At 60.3% G+C, this 21,288-nt stretch carries 15 protein-coding genes, 1 tRNA gene and 2 pseudogenes; 16 read left to right on the top strand and 2 right to left on the bottom strand.

The window, feature by feature from the left end; translation table 11 throughout:
* Positions 1-47: 47 nt before the first annotated feature.
* Together QFZ91_RS09910 and QFZ91_RS09905 are read right to left on the bottom strand one after the other, a co-directional pair.
* Entirely contained in the window at positions 48-617 is a 570-nt protein-coding gene (locus QFZ91_RS09910) for a TIGR00645 family protein (RefSeq protein ID WP_217709947.1), read from the bottom strand.
* Between the two features lie 207 nt (positions 618-824).
* Entirely contained in the window at positions 825-1,727 is a 903-nt protein-coding gene (locus QFZ91_RS09905; protein ID WP_429567134.1) for a DMT family transporter, read from the bottom strand.
* A gap of 471 nt (positions 1,728-2,198) precedes the next feature.
* Between QFZ91_RS09905 and acs the strand changes: the two genes are divergently transcribed.
* From acs to QFZ91_RS09825, 16 genes and pseudogenes are all read left to right on the top strand, one after another.
* Complete coding sequence (gene acs / locus QFZ91_RS09900) at positions 2,199-4,181, top strand: acetate--CoA ligase (RefSeq protein ID WP_429567133.1); 1,983 nt, start codon at positions 2,199-2,201, stop codon at positions 4,179-4,181.
* A 157-nt stretch (positions 4,182-4,338) separates the two neighbouring features.
* Positions 4,339-4,769: pseudogene (locus QFZ91_RS09895) on the top strand (DUF4212 domain-containing protein).
* Positions 4,770-4,773: 4 nt separating this feature from the next.
* Positions 4,774-6,792: a sodium:solute symporter family protein gene (locus QFZ91_RS09890; RefSeq protein WP_429567132.1), complete on the top strand. Its 2,019-nt coding sequence runs from the start codon at positions 4,774-4,776 to the stop codon at positions 6,790-6,792.
* Positions 6,793-6,862: 70 nt separating this feature from the next.
* Positions 6,863-6,953: transfer RNA gene (locus QFZ91_RS09885), tRNA-Ser, on the top strand.
* 561 nt (positions 6,954-7,514) lie between these two features.
* Positions 7,515-7,742 (top strand): hypothetical protein, encoded by a 228-nt coding sequence (locus tag QFZ91_RS09880; RefSeq protein ID WP_176377679.1) that lies wholly within the window; start codon positions 7,515-7,517, stop codon positions 7,740-7,742.
* A 188-nt stretch (positions 7,743-7,930) separates the two neighbouring features.
* The gene (locus QFZ91_RS09875) at positions 7,931-8,248 is read left to right on the top strand and encodes a hypothetical protein (RefSeq protein WP_429567131.1); all 318 of its coding nucleotides are present in this window, start codon (positions 7,931-7,933) and stop codon (positions 8,246-8,248) included.
* Between the two features lie 909 nt (positions 8,249-9,157).
* On the top strand, positions 9,158-10,447 hold the full coding sequence (locus tag QFZ91_RS09870) for a quaternary amine ABC transporter ATP-binding protein (protein WP_429567130.1): 1,290 nt from the start codon (positions 9,158-9,160) through the stop codon (positions 10,445-10,447).
* Positions 10,444-11,325: an ABC transporter permease gene (locus tag QFZ91_RS09865; RefSeq protein WP_429567129.1), complete on the top strand. Its 882-nt coding sequence runs from the start codon at positions 10,444-10,446 to the stop codon at positions 11,323-11,325. The genes QFZ91_RS09870 and QFZ91_RS09865 overlap by 4 nt, the downstream gene beginning before the upstream one ends.
* 139 nt (positions 11,326-11,464) lie before the next feature.
* On the top strand, positions 11,465-12,346 hold the full coding sequence (locus QFZ91_RS09860) for a glycine betaine ABC transporter substrate-binding protein (RefSeq protein WP_429567128.1): 882 nt from the start codon (positions 11,465-11,467) through the stop codon (positions 12,344-12,346).
* Positions 12,347-12,468: 122 nt separating this feature from the next.
* Complete coding sequence (gene glyA, locus QFZ91_RS09855) at positions 12,469-13,764, top strand: serine hydroxymethyltransferase (protein WP_429568619.1); 1,296 nt, start codon at positions 12,469-12,471, stop codon at positions 13,762-13,764.
* 74 nt (positions 13,765-13,838) lie between these two features.
* Positions 13,839-14,726 carry a dihydrodipicolinate synthase family protein gene (locus QFZ91_RS09850; RefSeq protein ID WP_429567127.1) on the top strand — a complete coding sequence of 296 codons (888 nt, stop codon included), beginning with the start codon at positions 13,839-13,841 and terminating at the stop codon, positions 14,724-14,726.
* 5 nt (positions 14,727-14,731) lie between these two features.
* Positions 14,732-16,064 (top strand): annotated as a pseudogene (locus QFZ91_RS09845) (NAD(P)/FAD-dependent oxidoreductase).
* A gap of 17 nt (positions 16,065-16,081) precedes the next feature.
* Positions 16,082-17,575: an aldehyde dehydrogenase gene (locus QFZ91_RS09840; RefSeq protein WP_429567126.1), complete on the top strand. Its 1,494-nt coding sequence runs from the start codon at positions 16,082-16,084 to the stop codon at positions 17,573-17,575.
* A gap of 370 nt (positions 17,576-17,945) precedes the next feature.
* Positions 17,946-18,947, top strand: a complete 1,002-nt coding sequence (locus QFZ91_RS09835) for a LysR substrate-binding domain-containing protein (RefSeq protein ID WP_429567125.1) — start codon at positions 17,946-17,948, stop codon at positions 18,945-18,947.
* 85 nt (positions 18,948-19,032) lie between these two features.
* Positions 19,033-20,067 carry a GlxA family transcriptional regulator gene (locus tag QFZ91_RS09830; RefSeq protein WP_429567124.1) on the top strand — a complete coding sequence of 345 codons (1,035 nt, stop codon included), beginning with the start codon at positions 19,033-19,035 and terminating at the stop codon, positions 20,065-20,067.
* 134 nt (positions 20,068-20,201) lie between these two features.
* Positions 20,202-21,275: a phytanoyl-CoA dioxygenase family protein gene (locus tag QFZ91_RS09825; RefSeq protein ID WP_429567123.1), complete on the top strand. Its 1,074-nt coding sequence runs from the start codon at positions 20,202-20,204 to the stop codon at positions 21,273-21,275.
* Positions 21,276-21,288: the final 13 nt, after the last annotated feature.

Below are 21,288 nucleotides of genomic sequence, written 5' to 3'. Positions count from 1 at the left end.
GCTAGCTCAGTGGGGAGGCGCTTGTTTTCGGATCGCAGCGCGTGCGGTCAGTCTTGCGCCTTCAGGGGAGTGGAAACCTTGATGCCGCCCACGGCGTGCAATGCCGCGGGCTCTTCGAAATGCTTGGGATGCGTGTGCGTGGTGAGGCGGTCGACGAGCGCCATCACGAGCGCGGATACGAGGAACGTGACGTGGATGATCACCTGCCACATGATCGTGTGCGTCGTGTTCTGGTCGGGGCTGATGAAGGTCTTCAGCAGATGGATCGACGAGATGCTGATCAGCGCCATCGACAGCTTCACTTTCAGCACGCCGGCGTTCACATGATCGAGCCATTCCGGTTCGTCCGGATGGCCGTCGAGGCCGAGGCGCGACACGAACGTTTCATACCCGCCGATGATCACCATGATCAGCAGGTTCGAGATCATCACCACGTCGATCAGGCCCAGCACGACGAGCATGATGCTGGTTTCGTCGAGCTTCATCGCGTCGGACACCAGATGCCAGACTTCCTTCAGGAACAGCACGACGTAGACTGCCTGCGCGACGATCAGCCCGAGATACAGCGGCACCTGCAGCCAACGGCTCATGAATACGAGGTGGGGCAGCGCGCGCATAGGGCGGCGCGGACGGGCGGAGGCGGGTCGCGAAGCGGACATAGGCAACGGTCAGATGAAGCGGGGGTGACGGAACACGGGCCAGGCGCCGACGGCGGTGCGGGGCGCGGCCATCGGAGGATCGCGAGACTCGCGTCGGGCGCCGTATTGTACAGCGTCGGTCGAATCTGCTGCTCTACGGCGGGCCGCGCGCCCGCCGCACCCGAACTACGATGCGATCGGCGGCACGCTGCGCGCCTTCAGGCTCGCGAGACCGATACCGGCGACCACGCAGGCGAACGCGATGCCGTGCGCGAGCGTGGGCCGCTCGCCGAGGAACACGATGCCGTAGAGCGCCGCGGCGACCGGCAGCACCGCGCTGAACACGCCGGCGAGACTGCCGGACACGTGGCGGATGCCTTTCATCCACAGCCAGAACGAGAAGATGCTGGCCGACAGCCCGTACCACAGCACCAGCATCCAGACGTTCGATGGCACCGCCCGATAGTCGAAATGCGCGAGCGCGCCGGCGCCGAGCGGCAGCATCAGCAACAGGCCGAACAGATGCGTGTACGCGCAGATGTCGATCGGCGCGAGCGTCTGCGTGAGGCGGCGCGACAGGATGATGTACAGCGATTCGCAGCACACCGCGCCGAGCACCATGAAGTTGCCCGCGAGCGAGCCGGTGCCGGCCGTCGCGTCCGCGCCCGCCTCGCCGTGCGCGACATTGATGACGACGACGCCGACGATCGCCAGCGCGATCGACGCGAGCGCGCGGCCATCCGGCCGCTCCTTCAGGAGCAGCCACGACAGCAGCGCGACGACCGCCGGAATCGTGCTCGTGATCACGCCGGCCGCGACCGCGCTGGTACGCGCGACGCCGTTGAGCATCAGCAGCGTGAAGCCGAAGGTGCCGAATAGCGCTTGTAAAAACAGGTTGATCCATTCATCGCGTTTGACGCGGCGCAGTTTGGTCGGGCGCAGGAGCGGCCATAGCACGGCCATCCCGATGACGAAACGCAGCAGCGCGAACAGCGGGACGGGAACGAAGGCGACGATCGATTTACCGATTCCGACATTGCTGCCCACCAGCAGCATCGAGGTAATGAGAAGCAGGGCGTAGCGATTCAAGCTGGAATCCGGACGGCTAGTTCAGTTAGCATTGTAAGAGGCCGTGCGACCGGGCGTAAGGGTGCGAAGACGGGCGACCGGACGGTGCAACGGGTTCGCATCAGCGGCATGCGATGTGCTGCGGGTGAACATGGAACGCTCCGTAGAACGGGCGATCTTTTCCGCGCGCATCTCGTCTGATCAACGCTCAAGCACGTCGGTGACTCGCCCGATCTAAGGGTTTTCGCTTGCAGATCAACACGATGTGCGTAAGTGGCCGGTAAGTTGCGGCGCTTATGGTTGAGCCTTGACGCGGGTCGATCGAGCAGGGTGCCCGCAAGCACGGATGTTGCGATGCCGCACGCGCGCGCGTTCGACGGCATTGCGAGGTGGGAGACAGCGCCGCTCGTGGCGGCTCGAACAGGATAAGACCCGCGCGCGATGCGCGCCGGTACAGGTTTTCCGTTTTTCATCTTCACCAAGGGGTTGTCGATGTCTGCGATTGAATCGGTTCTTCAGGAACGCCGCGTTTTTCCGCCCTCCGCCGACACGGCGAAGGGTGCCACGATCTCCGGCATGGACGCGTACCGGGCGCTTGCCGCCGAAGCGGAGCGCGACTACGAAGGCTTTTGGGGGCGTCTTGCGAAGGAGACGCTAAGTTGGCACAAGCCATTTACGAAGGTGCTGGACGAATCGAAGGCGCCGTTCTATACGTGGTTCGAAGACGGCCAGTTGAACGCGTCGTATAACAGCATCGACCGTCACGTCGAGGCCGGCAACGGCGGGCGCGTCGCGATCGTGTTCGAAGCAGACGACGGCACCGTCACCAACGTCACCTATCGGGATCTGCTGCAACGCGTATCGCGCTTCGCGAATGCGCTGAAAAAACGCGGCGTGAAGAAGGGCGACCCGGTTGTCATCTATATGCCGATGTCGATCGAGGCCGTCGTCGCGATGCAGGCATGCGCGCGTATCGGCGCGACGCACTCGGTCGTGTTCGGCGGCTTCTCGTCGAAGTCGCTCAACGAGCGGCTCGTCGACGTCGGCGCGGTCGCGCTGATCACGTCCGACGAACAGATGCGCGGCGGCAAGGCCTTGCCGCTGAAGAGCATCGCCGACGAAGCGCTCGCGCTCGGCGGCTGCGAGAAGGTCAAGAGCGTGATCGTGTACCAGCGCACCGGCGGCAAGGTCGCGTGGGACGGGGCACGCGACCTGTGGATGCACGAACTCACGCAGGGTGAGTCGGACCAATGCGCGCCCGAATGGGTCGACGCCGAGCATCCGCTCTTCATCCTCTATACGTCGGGCTCGACCGGCAAGCCGAAGGGCGTGCAGCACAGCACCGGCGGCTATCTGCTGTGGGCCGCGCAAACGCTGAAGTGGACCTTCGACTGGCGCCCCTCCGACGTGTTCTGGTGTACCGCCGACATCGGCTGGATCACCGGCCATAGCTACATCACGTACGGACCGCTGACGCTCGGCGGCACTCAAGTCATGTTCGAAGGCGTACCGACCTATCCGGACGCCGGGCGCTTCTGGCAGATGATCGCCAAACACAAGGTCACGCTGTTCTATACGGCGCCGACGGCGATCCGCTCGCTGATCAAGGCCTCCGAGGCCGACGCGAAAGTGCATCCGAAGAGCTACGACCTGTCGACGTTGCGCATCATCGGCACGGTCGGCGAGCCGATCAATCCGGAAGCGTGGGTGTGGTACTACGAGAACGTCGGCGGCGGCCGCTGCCCGATCGTCGATACGTGGTGGCAGACCGAGACGGGCGGCCACATGATCGCGCCGATGCCGGGCGCGACGCCGCTCGTGCCGGGTTCGTGCACGCTGCCCGTGCCGGGCATCATGGCCGCGGTCGTCGACGAAACGGGCCAGGACGTGCCGAACGGGCAGGGCGGCATTCTGGTGGTCAAGCGTCCGTGGCCGGCGATGCTGCGCAACGTGTGGGGCGATCCGGACCGCTACAAGAAGAGCTACTTTCCCGAGGAGCTCGGCGGCAAGCTCTATCTCGCCGGCGACGGCGCGGTGCGCGACAAGGAAACCGGCTACTTCACGATCATGGGCCGCATCGACGACGTGCTGAACGTGTCGGGCCATCGTCTCGGCACGATGGAGATCGAGTCGGCGCTGGTCGCCAATCCGCTCGTCGCGGAAGCAGCCGTGGTGGGCCGCCCCGACGCGACGACCGGTGAGGCGGTATGCGCGTTCGTCGTGCTTAAGCGTGCGCGTCCGCAAGGCGAAGAGGCCGTCAAGCTCGCGAACGAACTGCGCAACTGGGTCGGCAAGGAGATCGGTCCGATCGCGAAACCGAAGGACATCCGCTTCGGCGAGAACCTGCCGAAGACGCGTTCGGGCAAGATCATGCGTCGTCTGTTGCGCTCGCTCGCGAAGGGCGAGGAGATCACGCAGGACGTGTCGACGCTGGAAAACCCGGCGATTCTCGACCAGCTCGGCGAGTCGATTTAAAGCGTTGTAAGCGGGTCTGCGCGGACGGCGACGGTGTGTCGATCGACACACTTGCCGGTGTATCGAGCAGATCCGTGAATCGAGCGGACGGCTTGCATCACGGCATTGCGCGGACAATCCCAATTGCCTCGCCGTTGCCTTTTTGATACATAGGCGCATGGCCGCGCCGCACCTATCCTCCCATGCCACGTTGAACCCCCCGCCCGAACCGCCACCGGTCTCGGCGGCGATGGCGCTCGCGCATCGCAAGTACTGGCGCTTCAACCTCGCGCTGATCGCGGTGCTGATGACGCTCGGCTTCTTCGTCTCCTTCGTCGTGCCGTTGCTGGCGCCCGCGCTCGCGCAGGTGCGCGCGTTGGCGGCTTCAGCCTGCCGTTCTACTTTGGCGCGCAGGGCGCGATCCTGATCTACCTTGCGTTGATCGTCGTCTATATCGTGCTGATGCAGCGCGCCGATCGTCGGTTGCAGCGCGCGTTCGAAGCGGATTCGCAGCGCGATGCCGCAAGCGCTCCCGCCGCGGACTCCACCCGCGACGCGAACGATGAAGTCAACGCCGGCACGGACGCGCCGGCCGCGCGCGGACGCTGAGCCGATGAAGCTCACGCATCGGCTGATCCGCTCGTACGCGCTCTATACGCTCGGCTTTCTGCTGTTCGTCTATGTGATGTGGCGCATCGAGCGCAACACCGGTCCCGGTGTGTGGATCGGCTATGTGTTCCTGTTCGTGCCGATCGCGGTGTATGCGGTGATCGGCGTGCTGTCGCGCACGTCCGATCTGGTCGAATACTACGTGGCGGGACGGCGCGTGCCGTCGGCGTTCAATGGCATGGCGACCGCGGCCGACTGGCTGTCGGCCGCGTCGTTCATCGGCCTGGCGGGCTCGATCTACGCGACCGGCTACGATGGCCTCGCGTACCTGATGGGTTGGACCGGCGGCTATTGTCTCGTTGCGTTCCTGCTCGCGCCGTATGTGCGCAAGCTGGCGCGCTACACGATTCCCGACTTTCTCGGCACGCGCTATTCAAGCAACGCGGTGCGCGGCCTCGCGGCGCTCGCCGCGATCCTGTGCTCGTTCGTTTATCTGGTCGCGCAGATCCAGGGTGTCGGGCTGATCGCCACGCGCTTTATCGGCGTCGATTTCGCGGTCGGCATTTTCTGCGGGCTCGCGGGCATCCTGGTGTGCTCGTTTCTGGGCGGCATGCGCGCCGTTACGTGGACTCAGGTTGCGCAGTACATCATCCTGATCCTCGCGATGCTGATACCGGTGTCGATGATCGCGCATAAGGACGGCCTCGGCTGGGTGCCGCAATTCAGCTATGGGCGCCTGATGGAGCGCATGGAAGCGCTCGAGAAGCAGGTGCGCGACGCGCCGCTCGAGGAGCGCGTGCGCGACGACTATCGACGCCGTGCCGCGCTGATGCAGATGCGGCTCGATACGCTGCCGCAATCGTTCATCGACGAGAAGCAGCGGCTCACGCAGGAGGTCGACGACCTGCGGCGCCATAACGGTCCGTTGCGCCAGATCAAGGAACGCGAGCGCGCGCTCGAACAGTTTCCGCGCGATGCCGCCGCCGCGCAGATCGTCTGGAGCCAGAAGCGCGACGACATGCTGATGCGTGCGACCGCCCCGGTGCCGATGCACGAACCGTTTCCTGCTGTCGGCGATGAAGACCGCGGCACGCATGCGCGCAACTTTTTGTCGCTGCTGCTGTGTCTGTCGCTTGGTACGGCGAGCCTGCCGCATATCCTGACGCGCTATAACACGACGACTTCGGTCGCGTCGGCACGCCGCTCGGTGGGGTGGACGCTCTTTTTCGTCGCGTTGTTCTACCTGACGGTGCCGGTGCTTGCGGTGCTGATCAAGTACGAGATCCTATCGAATCTGGTCGGCCATCAATTTGCCGATCTGCCGCAGTGGCTGATGCAATGGCGCAAGGTCGAACCGAGCCTGATCAGCCTCGCCGATACGAACGGCGACGGCATCGTGCGCTGGAGCGAGATCCAGATGCAGCCCGATATGGTCGTGCTCGCGGCGCCCGAGATCGCGGGGCTGCCGTATGTGATGTCGGGCTTGATCGCGGCGGGGGCGCTGGCGGCGGCGCTATCGACCGCGGATGGTCTGCTGCTGACGATCGCGAACGCGCTGTCGCACGACGTGTACTACCACATGGTCGATCCGAATGCGTCGAGCCAGCGGCGCGTGACGATCTCGAAGATTCTGCTGCTGGGTGTCGCGCTGTTCGCTTCGTATGTGGCGTCGCTGAATACGGGGAATATTCTGTTTCTGGTCGGGGCGGCGTTTTCGCTGGCGGCGTCGAGCCTGTTTCCGGCGCTCGTGCTGGGCGTGTTCTGGAAGCGCACGACGCGCCTCGGTGCGGTGACGGGGATGGTGGCGGGGCTCGTCGTGTGCATCTACTACATCGTGTCGACGTATCCGTTCTTCACCCAGATGACGGGTTTCACGGGTGCGCGCTGGTTCGGCATCGAGCCGATCAGCTCGGGCGTGTTCGGCGTGCCGGCGGGGTTTCTCGTGGCGATCGGGGTGAGTTTGATCGATCGCAAAGCGGACGCTTATACGATCGCGCTGGTCGACTATATCCGGCATCCGTAGGCTGTTTTCTTGCGGCGCTGGCGGGGGTGTGGCGCAAGGCGCGAAGTTTGCTATAATTCGGCTCCCCGCCGGAGAGATGGATGAGCGGTTTAAGTCGCACGCCTGGAAAGCGTGTATAGGTTAATAGCCTATCGGGGGTTCGAATCCCCCTCTCTCCGCCAGAATCAATAGCGCAAACCCCGTAATTCAATGAGTTACGGGGTTTTTGTTTTTTCGGCCCATCAATTAAGCCCATCATTGAGCAAAAACTTGCGCGCGGTGCGCGTTTCGCGGCGCTTCTGTTTCGTGTCTTGCTGCCGCGACACTCCGTTAGAATCCGGCTATGTCCGGTATGCGCGAGTTTGTCTATCGCGGCAAGGTCGTCGGTCCTACTGGGAGCCTTCGGGATGCACAGTGCGATCCGTATGCGTACAAGGACATTAATCCGCTGTGGAGTCTCGTTGATCCTGTCAGCGTCAAGGATGCCTCGGCGATCGCCGGATTTGAGTCGCACCCCATTGCTGAATCCCGCCAGTTCTTCAGGAACCCCGAAACCCGAAAGGCGGAGATTTTGGGCGGTCGCCCATGTACGGACTGCCTGTCGCACGCTAATTATCTGGATGCTGTCAACCCGGCAGTGACTTCAGATAGACCAACGACACACCTATGTCCCTGCGCGCGCAGCCAGAGCGGGCAATAGAGTCGCATCGACACTGCTTGGCGACGCGCAGCCGTTCGAGTATGTGCCTGATGCGTTGAGCGGCGATGTCGCTGAATTTGCCGCGAGCACGAACAATCCAAACTATGCGGCGAAAATGCTGGGATATGACCGCGACACGTTTGGCGACATGATTCATGCGATGAAATATGATCTCAAGCTGCGAGGCGATGACAATGTCATTTGGCACGATAGTGGAGACGTTGAATTTAGAAAAAACATCATCGGCAATATGCACGACTGTGCAAACTGATTTTAAGACGATGAACGCACATCAACTCGCACATGCATCATTTTCGATAGCCGGGGATGATTTAGATCCAGACCTTTGGACCAGATGCTTCGGCGTTTCGCCGGACACGGCGATTGTCAAAGGGAAGCGGTTTATGACTCCGTCGGGGCGGTTGAGCAGCGTGCCGGGGCGTACCGGCGTAAGGGGGGTTGAGAAGCAAGGCCGCCGTCCGTAGCGACTCGCTGGAACCGCATCTCCGCTATCTGATTAATCGCCTGAACTTGCCGCGAGATGACTTGCGCCAGCTACTTGCAGACAAGGGCGCACAGATGCGTTTCTTCTGTTATTGGGACAACGAGAGCGGCGACCGGGTGCCTGATGTGCCCGACGATATTCGCACAATGATGGAAGCCATGGGGGCACGGTTGAGGTTGATGAATATCGATAGAGCCTCCTCGAATGCACAAGCCGATCCTCGTGAGTCGGCTTTTTTGTGCGAGCTTGCAAGGCCAACCGCAAGTGTTTAGGGGCCGCACTTCTGAATTAATCCTCGATGCCGCAAACATGCACGGCCCACGCTTCCATCATCGGGCGGCCTCGACTGCATCAAGAATGGCGCGGGTGGCTTCATTTCCACACGTATAACGACGGCTCCTGCTGCTGCACTCAATGCAACACCTCGAGTCCAGTGTGTTCGCGCCCTGGCGGACAGTCGCGAGTCGCGCTGCAACCGTTCGACGGCATCGTCGCATCATCCGGCTTCGTCGATATCGATTGCCCATGACACTCCCGGTTCTAACGATCGTAGCGAGATTTAGGGAGTCTGGAATCCTCCCTTTCGGGGGGCTATCCGGATCAGCCTTCAGCGCGAGCTCAGCATCGATTCGCTCGTCGCACTTTTTCTGCTCGCGTTCCGTTCCATCAGTTTTTCGATAGGCAAGTTACGCAGGATTCCGATAGACCTAGGAGATTCCCTATACAGCGTCCCAAGCTTTGTAAGCTTCGAATGTTCGGATTGTTCCTTCTGCCGGCAATGGTCAGCCGCAAACCCGCGCCCGCTTTGACTTCAAACGAATTCCACGTGCAGTCGCGCTTTTCTGCGAAAACTACACAAAAGCGCCTCATTACCAAAGGTATGGAAAAGTACCCAGAAAATGTAGCTGGGTAGAGCAATTTGACGCGCTACTCTGCAATACATGCATTAGGCACCATTGAACGCGATGACGGCGCATGATTATTCTGCGTCCTACCCGAAAAATAGCGTTTCGTTCAATTGCATGGCGCTGCGATGTTTGCTTTCGGCTCTTGCATCCGCACTTCTGCGATGAAACTGGCTCGGAGGCGGCTAAAAGAAGCGAGACACGCAAGTGGCGGCCCTGCAAAGGTCGATACGTCACGCGCTTCAATTTTTTGAACCTGCCAGTTGAGATGACAGAATGGCCCAAAACCTGACGTTCGCACCAGGAGACGTAGTCCATCCCGGTGCAATCAACGCGGAAGACGCTTCCGCCGCAGCGAAACCAATCGCAGTCTCCGGGACCGATATTCTTTCGGTCAAGAATCTGTCGAAAATCTTCGGGCCGAAGCCAGAGCGTGCCGTTGACCTCGTGAAGCAAGGTCTCGGTCGGAACGAAATTTTCGAAAAGACCGGCAACATGGTTGCAGTCAATAACGTCAGTCTCACCGTCAAGGCGGGCGAGATCTTCGTGGTGATGGGCCTGTCGGGTTCCGGTAAATCGACGCTGGTTCGACTGCTCAACCGCCTGATTGAACCCACGTCCGGCCAGGTGGTTCTCGAAGGCCGTGACATCGCACCGATGTCCACCTCGGAACTGCGCGAAGTTCGCCGCAAGAAGATGGCGATGGTGTTCCAGTCGTTTGCGCTTCTGCCGAACCGCACGGTGCTCGACAACATCGCGTACGGACTCGAGGTCGCTGGTCTCAAGAGGGCCGAACGGTACGAAATCGCGCGTGCCGCGCTGACGCGAGTCGGTCTGGGCTCGTACGAAAAGCTGCTTCCCAGCGAATTGTCCGGCGGCATGCAGCAGCGCGTCGGCCTTGCACGTGCGCTGGCAGTGAACCCGTCGGTGCTTCTGATGGACGAGGCGTTTTCGGCACTCGACCCGCTGATACGATTCGAAATGCAGAACGAGCTTTTGCGGCTACAGAAGGAAGAACAGCGGACCATCGTCTTCATTTCGCACGACATCGAAGAAGCCATCAAGATTGGCGGCCGGATTGGCATCATGAAGGACGGCTGTCTGATTCAGGTCGGCACACCTGCCGAGCTTATCCAGTCGCCTGTAGACGCGTACGTGCGGGACTTCTTCCGCAATGTCGACGTCTCCCGCTTTCTCAGGGCTTCCACGCTGATGACCGGGGTAGACCGAAGGCTGCTGTCTTGCGACATCGGCACGTCCGCTGAGCGTTACCTCAATCATCTCATCGATAGCGGCATGGAATGCGGCTATGTATGCGACGGGGCAGGTCGATATCAGGGCTGTGTCACGCCAGCATCACTTCACAAGGCGGGTACGCGTCCGGTACGGGACGCGCTGCTCCGCGATGTGAATGCGGTTTCACTCGATGCGGACTTGCACGAGCTCGCGTCCATCGCATTGAGTCAGGAACACGACGTACCCGTCACTGATACGGCCGGAAAGCTCGCAGGCGTGGTGTCCTGCCGGATGATACTGAAGCAGGTTATGGAACGGAGGGCAGCATGAATTCGTCACTCATCGGCAAGTTTGCGGAAGACGCCGTCAATTTTCTCTTTCAGCATTTCCGGGGCGGCTTCGACGCATTCTCTGCGGCGCTAGGAGCAGTGGTCAAGCTGTTGGAGGACGGACTAGGCGCTATCCCATTCGTCGCCATGCTCGTCATCTTCGTGGCTTTCGCGCTATGGCGGCGCGGCATCGTGTTTGCGGTGTTCGTGGGCATTGCGCTGTCGGCGATCCATTACATGGGACTGTGGACTCAAACCGTCTCCACGCTCGCGCTCGTGATTGCCGCAACATTCTTCAGTCTGGTCGTTGGTGTGCCACTGGGCATCTGGGGGGCAAGGAACAAGAGGGTAGAAGTGGTCTTGCGCTCGCTGCTCGATTTCATGCAGACGATGCCTGCCTTTGTCTATCTGATTCCGGCCGTCATCCTGTTCGGATTGGGACGTGTTCCAGCCGTGATTGCCACTGTCGTTTTTGCCATGCCGCCCGTCGTGCGTCTCACCACGCTGGGTATCCGGCAGGTGCGGGAAGAGTTGCTGGAGGCAGGGCGCTCTTTTGGCAGCACGGACATGCAACTTCTCTGGAAAATCCAGTTGCCGAACGCGCTGCCGTCCATCATGGCCGGCGTGAACCAGACCATCATGATGGCGCTTTCGATGGTCGTCATCGCATCGATGATTGGCGCCGGTGGCTTGGGCGAGTATGTGTTGAGCGGCATTCAACGGCTCGACATCGGGATCGGCTTCGAAGGTGGCCTCGGAGTCGTATTGCTTGCCATCGTGCTCGACCGCCTGACCGAAAGCTTCGGCATGAAGGCGAAGAAAGCAAAACGCAACGGGCGAGCAGCAAAAGCCGGCACAGGCGCCGCGGCTCGCACCTGACGGAAACCACCTGTTGCCGCGGATTGCACGGCCGGTGCGGTGCAATCAGCAAATGCAGTATCGAGATTAAGTACCGGGCCCGTCGTTTAGCCGAGTCCATCGAATCTTCAATGATTTTCTCTTCAAGTAGGAGTGCGATATGAAAAGCCATCTGCTCAAGTCGCTTATTGCGAAAGTAGCGATATCGGCAGTCGTTGCCATGAGCGTCGGCGCTGGGTCTGCCGTCGGGGCCGAACCAATCAAGATGGCAGTAACAAACTGGGCAGACGTGCTGGCCGTTGCGAACGTGGCCAAATACGTGCTCGAAACAAAGCTGCAGCAGCCGGTCAAGTTTGTGCAGGCCGATATCGGCATTCAGTATCAGGGTGTCGCACGTGGCGACCTCGACATCATGGTGGGAGGATGGCTGCCGGTCACCCACGCGGCCTATTACGCGAGGTACAAGAACGATATGGATGATGTCGGCGTCATCTACACGGGAGGCAAGAACGGCTGGGCCGTGCCGGCGTACATTCCCGAGTCGGAACTGTCGTCCATTTCCGACCTCAACAAGCCGGACGTCAAGGCCAGGCTGAATGGGACGATCGACGGCATTGAGCCGGGCGGTGGCTTGATGCAGGCGTCAGAAAAGACCATCAAGGGCTACGACCTCAACGGCTACAACCTGCAGTCGTCGAGTGAGGCCGGCATGCTCGCTGGCGTTTCGCGAGCCTATCAGTCGAAGCAATGGGTGGTTGCCACGGTGTGGAGTCCCCACTGGCTTTTCCAGAAGTGGCAGATGCGTTATCTGAAGGACCCGAAAGGCACCTTGGGTGGCGAGGAGCAGGTTCACGCCTTCGCGTCCAAACAGTTCGCATCAAGGTATCCCCGTGCTGATGTCTTCTTCAAGCATTTCAAGCTGACGCTCGCTGACGTCGAATCGATCGAGTACGAAGGCAATACCACGAACGACTATGCGAGCGCAGCGAAGAAATTCGTCGACGCACATCCTGACAAGCTGAAGGACTGGTTGCAGCAGTAGGTAAAGGGCGATTTCGCCGGGAACGAGTGGAGTCCGTCTCGTTCGCGGCGAATCGACCATTGCCCGCGTCAACTGTCGTACTTGCAAGTCTTGCTTCAAACGATTTGATCCGGAGTGAACACGTGAACGAGAACTCACGCTTTTTTGCTGAAACCCTCCAGAGCCGCGACCCGGTTATCGCATCAGAAATTGCGTTGGAGTTGCGCCGACAGCAAACGCAGATCGAACTAATTGCGTCCGAAAACATCGTTTCGGCTGCGGTGATGGAAGCGCAGGGTACCGTGCTGACCAACAAGTACGCCGAGGGATACCCGTCGAAGCGCTATTACGGCGGCTGCGAGCACGTGGATAGGGTAGAAGCGCTCGCCATTGACCGCGTCAAAGCCCTCTTCGAAGCCGAATACGCGAACGTGCAGCCTCATTCGGGAGCGCAGGCGAACGGCGCTGTGATGTTGGCGCTCGTGAAGCCGGGTGACACCGTGATGGGCATGTCGCTCGATGCGGGCGGCCACCTGACGCACGGAGCCCGCCCGGCGCTTTCCGGCAAGTGGTTCAACGCCGTCCAGTACGGCGTAAGCCCGGATACGTACCGCATCGACTACGAGCAGGTTCGGCGGCTCGCGCAAGAGCACCGTCCTAAGCTGATTATCGCGGGCTATTCGGCTTATCCACGCGCTTTGGATTTCGCTGCATTCCGCGACATTGCCGATAGCGTTGGCGCGCTACTGATGGTCGATATGGCGCACATCGCGGGCATCGTTGCAGCCGGCCGGCACGAGAATCCGATTCGTTTCGCCGATGTGGTGACGTCGACTACCCACAAGACGCTTCGCGGTCCGCGAGGCGGGTTCATCCTGACGAACAACGGCGACATTGCGAAGAAAATCAATTCGGCCGTATTCCCAGGCCTGCAAGGTGGTCCGTTAATGCACGTCATCGCAGGCAAGGCGGTGGCATTCGGCGAGGCACTTCGTCCTGAATTCACCGCGTATATCGACCGGGTGCTGCGTAACGCGCATGCGCTAGGCAACGTTCTCAAGTCGGGTGGCCTGAACCTCGTGACGGGTGGAACGGACAACCACCTGCTGCTCGTGGATTTGCGCTCGAAGCGCCTGACCGGTACGCAGGCTGAAAAGGCACTCGAGCGTGCGGGCATCACCTGCAACAAGAACGGTATTCCATTCGACACGGAGAACCCGACCGTCACTTCGGGAATCCGGCTTGGCACACCTGCAGGTACCACTCGCGGTTTTGGGACCGAGCAGTTCGAGCAGCTTGGACACATGATTCTGGAGGTTTTGGCCGCACTCGAACAAGCGCCCGACGGCGACGAACGGGTCGAGCGTGCTGTGCGCGGCCGCGTGCGAGACCTCTGCAACCAGTTCCCGATTTACTCGCATGCGGACGCTCTCGTTTAACCCACAAGAGAGCGAAATGACTTCGACAAGTCGTCGGAAAACGTTGCCATTCCTTATTTGAAGAGAGAACCAACATGAGCTTCGAGGGAGTACATACACCGCTGGTTACGCCGTTCAAGGCGGACGGCGAAATCAATTACGAATTGCTCGGCAAGCATGCGGCCAAGCTGGCGGGGCGTGTCGCGGGTCTGGGAGTCGGCGGGACCACGGGCGAATACTACGCGCTCAGTTTCGACGAGCGTGTCCGGACGTTCAACACCGTAGCCGAAGCAGCAGGCGGCAAAACGTATCTGACGGCCGGCATCAACGCGACTACGACGAATGAAGTCATTCGCCTCGGGCAGGAAGCGAAGCGCGCAGGTCTGCCTGCATTGCTGCTTGCCGCGCCGTACTACGCCCAGCCTACACAGGAAGAACTGCTGACCCACATGCTGAAGGTGGACGACAGTCTCGACATGCCGATCATGCTTTATAACTTCCCGGCCCGCACGGGAACGGATATTGGCGATGCCGTGCTGGAACAGCTGCTCGAACGCCCGAACTTCGTCGCGATGAAGGAGAGCACCGGCGATATTTCGCATTTGCATCACCTTGCCACGCACTTCGGCGACCGGCTGGTGCTGAGCTGCGGCATGGACGACCAGGCGCTCGAGTTCTTCGTTTGGGGCGTAAAGAGCTGGGTCGGAGGCGCGTCCAATTTCCTGCCGGAAGCTCACACCGCGCTGTTCGACGCGTGCGTAAAGCGCAATGACTTCGAATCCGGCCGCAAGCTAATGGCCCGACTGCTGCCTGTGCTCGAACTGCTGGAGCGCAGCGGGAAGTTTATTCAATACGTTCGGTACGGATGTGAACTGGCAGGTACGCCTGTTGGTGTCGCCCGGGCGCCGCTCGGCACATTATCGGAAGACGAGCGCAGCGCGTTCTCCAGGCTGGTTCAACCCCTGTTGCGCGACGCGCAGTAACGTTCATGGCCTCGAACCTGGAATTCGCGCGCTTCCCGGCTCCGGATGGGGTGAACGGGTGGTGGGAAAGTCTGCCGCCGCCTCGCCCCGCCGATACCGTCTCGTCTGAACGGCGATTCGACTGGGTGATTATTGGCGGTGGAATCACGGGGCTATGCGCTGCCCGGCGGCTGGCTGAATTGGCGCCCGCCGCCTCGATAGCACTCGTCGAGGCCGACCGTATTGGGCGCACCACAGCCGGACGCAATTCCGGGTTCTTCGTCGATTTGCCGCATGACATCAGCAGCGAAAGCTATTCGCGAAGCGTGGAGGCGGACAAGGCGGATATTCGACTGCAACGCCACGGTATCGACTACGTACGGTCGGTGGTGAAGCAACACGGCATCGACTGCGACTGGCGAGATGACGGCAAATTCCATGCTTCGGTGAACAGGAAGGGTCACGCGGCGCTGACTCACTTCGCCGACGGACTCGCTCGCATCGAGGAAGACTTTGAATGGCTGGACGAAGCCGCCATCGCGAAGGTGACCGGCACCGGGTTTTACCACGGAGCGCTCTTCACGCCAGGATGCAGCACGGTCCAGCCCGCAGCCCTGATGCGTGGCCTTGCCGCGACTCTGCCGGCAAATGTGAAGGTTTTCGAGCTCAGCGCGGTGAAGGGAATCGAGGACCAGGGGACGAACAAAGTCTTGAGCTTTGCCGCAGGGAAAATCGTGGCGAAGCGCGTGATTCGTTGCACCAATGCCTACGCGGCGACATTCGGCGGGCATCCGAACGGTCTGTTGCCCGTATACACGTTTGCGTCGATGACCCGTGTGATGACGCCGGACGAAGTGCGGCAACTGGGCGGCACGCGCTCATGGGCACTGATTCCGGCCGACCCGATGGGTTCGACTGTACGGCGTCTGATTACCGACCGCATCTGCGTTCGCAATCATTTCGCGTTCCGGCCCGGCCTCGAGTTGTCGGAAGCTGATCTCGCGAAGGCGAAGAACCTGCATCAACGCTCGTTCGAGCGGCGCTTTCCGATGCTGAAGGACGTTGAACTCGAGTACACCTGGGGCGGCCCGCTGTGTCTGTCGGTCAACAACGGGGCACTTTTTGGGTGCCGTGCCGATGGTGTTTTCGAAGCCGTCGGGTGCAATGGTCTGGGTCTGAGCAGGGGCTCCGCGTCAGGGAAGCTGATCGCCGAATACGCACTCGGTCACGACAACGACCTCGTTTACCAGCTATTGAATCAACCGCATCCGCGCTCGCTGCCCGTTCGTCCCATTGCCGACGTCGCTGTCACCGCGGCTATCTGGATGAAAGGAATTTTCGGCGGGAGCCGAGCTTTAAATCTGTGAGGACAGGACATGACGACCTATCAGGAATGGAAGCAAAGGGCAGAGAACTTGTCGCTGGACGGACGAGCGTTTATCGGCGGGCAACGATGTCCGGCGGCATCGAACGAGACATTCCAGACCCTGAATCCGTCGTCGGGAAAAGTACTGGCCGGGATTGCGAAGTGCGAATCGAAAGATATCGACCGGGCAGTCGTGGCGGCGAGAGATGCGTTCGAGTCCGGAGTGTGGTCAAAGGCAGCACCCGCAGAGCGAAAAGCAGTGCTTCTGCGTCTCGCGCAACTGATTGAGGAAAACGCCGAAGAGCTGGCGCTTCTGGAGGCGCTCGAGGCCGGCAAGCCAATCAGCGAGTGCATGGGACTGGACATTCCGGAGTCGGCCGCATGCATCCGCTGGCACGCGGAAGTCACCGACAAGCGATACGACGCGCTGTCGCCGTCGGGCGCGAGCGTCGTGAGCATGATTACCCGTGAACCGATCGGTGTCGTGGGCGCAGTGTTGCCGTGGAATTTCCCGGCGCTGATGCTCGCGTGGAAAATTGGTCCGGCGCTTTCGGTCGGCAACAGCGTCATCGTGAAACCCGCGGAGCAGACGTCTCTATCTACGTTGCGCATCGCGGACCTGGCGTTGCAAGCCGGCGTGCCTGCGGGTGTGTTTAGCGTCGTTACCGGCTTCGGCGAAAGCGCAGGCGAGGCATTGGGCCGACATGCCGACGTCGACCTCATTGCGTTTACCGGCTCGACGGAAACGGGGAAGCGATTCCTTCACTATTCCGCCGACACGAACCTGAAGCGGGTCGTGCTGGAATGCGGTGGCAAGAACCCGCAAGTCGTGCTTCCCGACGTCGCGAATCTCGATGCTGTTGCTGAGCAGGCGGTGGCCGCCGCGTTCTGGAACATGGGCGAGAACTGCAGCGCGGGCTCGCGGATTCTCGTTCCGTCTGCCACCAAGGCGCAGTTGCTCGAAAAGGTACAGGCCGTTCTCGAAGGATGGAAGACGGGCGACCCGCTCGACCCCGAGGTGAAGCTCGGCTCTCTGATTGAAGAAAAGCACTATGAAAAAGTGCTCGCGCACATCGAGAAGGCGAAGTCGGAAGGGGCGCGCCTGGTTTGCGGCGGCAAGGCCACTCGCACTGGCACGGCCGGATGGTTCGTCGAGCCGACCATCTTCGATAACGTCACGCCGGAGATGAGCATCGCACGCGAAGAAGTCTTTGGTCCTGTCGTCTGCTTTATCGAATACGCTGATGTCGACGAAGCGGTGCGGATTGCCAACGATACGTGCTACGGACTGGCCGCATCGCTGTGGACCGACAACGTCAATCACGCGCACAAGATTGCCGCTCGTATCCGCGCGGGTACGGTGACGGTGAACTGCTTCGGCGAAGGCGACCTGTCGACGCCATTCGGCGGCTTCAAGCAATCCGGCTTCGGCGGTCGTGACAAGTCCGTTTATGCGCACGACCAGTATTGCGAGCTGAAGACCACCTGGCTGAAGCTGGATTGAATCCGTCCAGACGAAACAACCGTTCTCAGCGATGGTCGCGCAAAGCATGATACCGGGCGGCATCAATGAGCAGATGCACAGCGAACTCTGTCGTCGAGGGGCATGCGCCCTGTACAAGGACGCACTTGATGGGGTGCTGAAGCGAATCCAGGGCACGCATAGCAGGCAGCCGCGAAGCGTAATATAGACAGATGGGGCGGCTGACATTGGCTGCCTGCTCTCGTCAGCTAACCCGAAGACTCACAAACCATTTCTGCGCGAGAGCGCTTTGGCTCGGACGTGGGCTCGACGCACCGTCAGGGGCACTGCGCGGCGTTCACGGCGCTATCTTCAGGCCGCCCGGGCGCTTCCGCTTCACAGGGTGATAGCCATGCAAAAGAAACAGGTGTTTGCCGACCGATTGCTCACTCAGATGCCGTCTTTACGGGCGCTCAAATGCTTCGTCACGGCCGCTCGATACGAAAGCTTCACACAGGCAGCCGAGGTGCTGTGTGTTACGCAGGCGGCAATCAGCAGACAAATCAAGGAACTTGAAGACTCGCTCGAAGTTGCGCTGTTCGAGCGCACGGGAAGGCACATCGCGCTCACGGACGCGGGGCGCATTCTGTACAACGCGTCCTATCTGTCCATCATGAACATCGCCGAGGCGGCACAGGCGGTACGCCGGACCGACAAACATGCGCTGACGCTGTGCGTTTCGCACACTTTCTCGGCGCTATGGCTGTCGTTCAGGCTGCGCTCGTTCCGCAAGCGCTTTCCAGATATCCGGTTGCACGTGATGGTGACGGAGCATTTCATGGAACTCGATGATCTGATGGAACCGGACATCATCATCACCAAGAATCCGCCACGCGAATCGGAATACGAAACCGAGCCGCTCTTTCATGATGTCGTGTATCCGGTCTGCAGCCAGTCGTTTTACGAGCGTCATTTTCAAGGCAGGTACGTGAAACCGCTGGACCTTCTGTCGCACGCCACGCTCAATCTTTCGTTGTTGGGGCGAGCCCAGATTTGCGAACACGTCGACTGGTCCGTGTGGCGAAACTGGTTTCAGGAAGGTGATGGTCCGGACAAACTGGTCGAGAACGAACGCCTGGAAAGCAACGACTATCGACTTCTGGTATCGCAAGCTGAAGCTGGCGAGGGCACCTTGCTTGGCTGGCATCACCTCGTCCACCGCCAGGTCGAGCAAGGGATACTGGTTCGTCCGGTACAAAACGCGCTCGAATTTCACGACCGGCACCATTACTTGATAACGCACAAGAACGCAAAGCTTCGTCCGGAATACCTTCAGTTCCGCGCATGGCTCGGGGAGGAAGTGGGCGCAATGATGCGCGAATGGCGAGGGGTCGAGGCCGAAACGACGAAATAAGGCGTGCGGATCTCGGTCGCGGAACGTGCGAACGTCGTTGCATGATGGTCGCGGCCAACTCAGCAAGCATTAATGCAGGCAGTTCATGTTTAACGATCCAATCAGCTCCAAAGCCAGTGCCACGCGGCCACTTCGCTTTGGAATCGTGCTGCTGCCCAACTTCACGTTAACCGCATTTTCCGGGTTCGTGGATGTGCTCAGGTTGGCAAGCGATGAAAGCGACATGAGCAGACACGTTCGCTGTTCGTGGACCATCGTCGGGGAGTCGCTGGTTCCAGTCAGAGCAAGCTGCGGAATTCAGGTAACGCCGTGGACGACTTTCGATGAGGCGGGGTCCTTCGATTACGTCGTGGTCGTCGGTGGATTGTTGCACTCGGGACCGCCCGCAAGCAAAGCCACGATTCAGTTCATTCATGATGCAGCGGCAACGTCGGCGACGCTGGTCGGAATCTGCACCGGGGTATTTGCGTTGATGCGTGCCGAAGTCATGGACGGATATCGGATGTGTGTGAGCTGGTTTCACTATTGGGACTTCGTCGAGCGTTTTCCTGGCGTGGACGAACGCAATCTCGTTGCCGACCGGCTCTTCGTCATCGACCGACGTCGCATTACGTGCTCGGGCGGGCGCGCTTCCATCGACGTTGCCGCAGCTATTTTGCTGCGACATTTTGAGGCGACGATCGTACAAAAGGCGCTGCGTATCATGCTCGTCGATGATGCACAAAAGGGAAACGCCCCCCAGCCATACCCACCGGGGCTCGAACCGGCGACGCATCCCAAAGTAAGGCGCGCAATCCTGCTGATGGAGCAGCACATCGGGCAGCCGCTTTGCATGGCTGAACTGGCGCGACGTCTCGAGATGTCGGTCCGTCAGATCGAACGTCTGTTTACGGCGCAGACAGGCAAGTCGCCCCAGGGGTATGCACGGCAGATTCGGATACGAATGGCGTCGTGGCTGCTTACCAGTTCGGACCGCACGGTCGCTGACATTGCTTCCTCGTGCGGCTTTTCGGACGCTTCTCACCTTGGCCGCGAGTTCAGAAAGGAGTTTGGCGAATCGCCTAACGCTTATCGCGTGGCGCGACCGCCGAGTCAAACACATGCGTTTGCCGATGCTTAGCGATTGACGAGCGTGATGGCCCGGTCGCGAGCGGCGCTGCGCATAGTGACGACAAGGGAAGAGTGGTGCGGCAAAACCAACGTGCTAGACTGCGTCGGTGGTCATTCGCAACATAAACATTGCCGATACCCAACATGAATACTACGTTCGTGAATCCGTTGCCAGGCGTTCCCGATGTCGAATCGCCGTTCTTCGACGAGCTATTCGCCCAGAAGGAGGCATCTGAAAACGTTTTACGTGTGGCCAGACAGCTGCGTGAGAATGGCTTCGCGATTATCGATTTTCCAGATGCCGAGTTCGACGCTCGCGCGGAGCGAATCAAATCGAAATTTCATGGAAGGTTTGATTTCGATCACTGGCGCGACGAGCTCTGGTATAAAAATGACGGCATGAGAGTGCAGGACGCGTGGGAGAGCGACGCGGACGTGAGATCGCTGGCCTCCAATCCACAGATTCTTCATCTTCTTTTCCAGCTCTACGGGCGCCGCGCCATCCCATTTCAGACCTTGAACTTTCCTGTCGGAACGCAGCAGCCTATCCACAACGACGCCATACACTTTTCGTGCGTTCCCGAGCGCTTCATGTGCGGCGTATGGGTCGCCCTCGAGGACGTGGACGGCACCAATGGCGCGCTCGAATACTATCCGGGCAGTCACAAGTTTCCGACCTATGTGAACGAGCATATGGGCGTCTGCTCGGCGACGCAGCACAAGCCGACGGCCCACTACGCTCAATACCTGAACCTCTGGAAGCAGTTGATCGGCAAAGCGGGAATCGCGCCGGCAACGTTCCACGCCCGGAAGGGGCAAGCACTGATTTGGGCTTCGAACCTGCTGCATGGCGGCTCGAAGCAATCCGATCCAACCCGCACCCGTTGGAGTCAGGTCACGCACTATTACTTCGAAAACTGCGTGTACTACACCCCTGTGGTATCTGACCCGGCGTTCGGTCAGACCCACTACCGACAGATCAAGGATGCCAGCACGGGTTTTGTACAGCCCAATATTTATTCTGGAGTCGAGGTCGAGCATGCCGTGATCGAACGCAGCATGCCTGATGCGTTCGAGCCTTCCGCGAGGCCGAAACTCCCAGCGGACTTCGATCCCGCGGTCTACCTGCAACTCAATCCCGACGTCGCGGCAGCCAATGCAGATCCCGCGGCGCACTTCCTCGAATACGGATGTCGGGAAGGGCGTCGGTGGCGGTAGCCTGCCCGTGGCA

Origin of the sequence: Paraburkholderia sp. JPY419 (assembly GCF_050435705.1) — a bacterium.
Lineage (GTDB): Bacteria > Pseudomonadota > Gammaproteobacteria > Burkholderiales > Burkholderiaceae > Paraburkholderia > Paraburkholderia youngii.
The sequence above is the reverse complement of the archived record's forward strand: the minus strand, read 5'-3'. Positions and strand labels throughout refer to the sequence as shown.

Bases quoted from the DNA above. Each gene is read 5' to 3' on its own strand.
- QFZ91_RS09840 (WP_429567126.1), top strand. From the start codon at position 16,082: ATGACGACCTATCAGGAATGGAAGCAAAGGGCAGAGAACTTGTCGCTG.
- QFZ91_RS09830 (WP_429567124.1), top strand. From the start codon at position 19,033: ATGTTTAACGATCCAATCAGCTCCAAAGCCAGTGCCACGCGGCCACTT.
- QFZ91_RS09835 (WP_429567125.1), top strand. From the start codon at position 17,946: ATGCAAAAGAAACAGGTGTTTGCCGACCGATTGCTCACTCAGATGCCG.
- QFZ91_RS09890 (WP_429567132.1), top strand. From the start codon at position 4,774: ATGAAGCTCACGCATCGGCTGATCCGCTCGTACGCGCTCTATACGCTC.
- QFZ91_RS09825 (WP_429567123.1), top strand. From the start codon at position 20,202: ATGAATACTACGTTCGTGAATCCGTTGCCAGGCGTTCCCGATGTCGAA.
- QFZ91_RS09870 (WP_429567130.1), top strand. From the start codon at position 9,158: ATGGCCCAAAACCTGACGTTCGCACCAGGAGACGTAGTCCATCCCGGT.
- QFZ91_RS09865 (WP_429567129.1), top strand. From the start codon at position 10,444: ATGAATTCGTCACTCATCGGCAAGTTTGCGGAAGACGCCGTCAATTTT.
- QFZ91_RS09850 (WP_429567127.1), top strand. From the start codon at position 13,839: ATGAGCTTCGAGGGAGTACATACACCGCTGGTTACGCCGTTCAAGGCG.
- QFZ91_RS09910 (WP_217709947.1), bottom strand. From the start codon at position 617: ATGCGCGCGCTGCCCCACCTCGTATTCATGAGCCGTTGGCTGCAGGTG.
- QFZ91_RS09860 (WP_429567128.1), top strand. From the start codon at position 11,465: ATGAAAAGCCATCTGCTCAAGTCGCTTATTGCGAAAGTAGCGATATCG.
- acs (WP_429567133.1), top strand. From the start codon at position 2,199: ATGTCTGCGATTGAATCGGTTCTTCAGGAACGCCGCGTTTTTCCGCCC.